Genomic DNA, 890 nt, shown 5'->3' with positions numbered 1-890 from the left:
ATCGAACCTGACAGAGGAAAAAACACCCACTCTGGTTTTTCACGATACTGTGTCGGGGTCATTCCGGTACTTTTCCTGAATTCCCGGTTAAACGACTGCTGGGAGTCAAACCCCACACTGAGCGCAATATCCTGATATCCCCGTTGAGAAAAGCGCAGTAGCAACGCAGCACGATTCAGTCGTCTGCGTCGGATATATTCCCCCAGCCCCATCCCCGTCACGGAATGAAACAGGCGCTGCAGATGTCGTCGACTGTACCCCGAATAAGCAGCAAGCGTACCGATATCTGTACGACGTCCACTCTCCACTTCTGCATCAACATATTCCAGAATTTTTTCTGCCGTCATTCTGTGGAACTGATTTGTCATTTCCTTTCTCCTGCCAGGGGGAATGTGATACAGAATTTCGCCATCCTGCACACTCTGTTTTACATGATAATCATGTTTGCCGGAAATAACTTATTCCTGGAATTACATGAATGCCGTGATTTTTCTCCGGATACATATATCCCGATTTATATAATAAGAGAACTATATATCTCAGGAGATAACTGAACAGGCCTGTAGCAACCACTGACACAGGCTCATGATGACAGTTCCGACACTCAAACTGATATGGATAGGATAAAGATATAATTCCGAATAATAATATAACGGCGCTCAGGCATTTCCGGCTCTGTCAGTATCAGGCTGTTTGCCACAAAAATCAGATTATTACAATTTCTGTTATGTTCCCGGCGACATATAATATCAGATGATGCATAGCTGAACTATTATCCTATACTCGTTGTGAATATTAATTCTGGTGATAAAAATATGCAGGCACCGTTAAAAACATTTTTTATTTCCCCTCCGGAAATACCGACACAACACGGCCCCGACAACATCCTG

The 890-nt window shown here is 43.8% G+C and carries 1 protein-coding gene; it reads right to left on the bottom strand.

The window, feature by feature from the left end; all coding sequences use genetic code 11:
• A partial coding sequence (locus FEK47_RS11080; protein ID WP_138183185.1) for a helix-turn-helix domain-containing protein occupies nucleotides 1-368 on the bottom strand: 368 nt, incomplete at its 3' end.
• Nucleotides 369-890: the final 522 nt, after the last annotated feature.

The organism is Escherichia sp. E3659, from assembly GCF_005781135.1.
Classification (GTDB): Bacteria; Pseudomonadota; Gammaproteobacteria; order Enterobacterales; family Enterobacteriaceae; genus Escherichia.
Note: the sequence above shows the minus strand (reverse complement) of the source record. Positions and strands in the feature narration are given on the sequence as shown.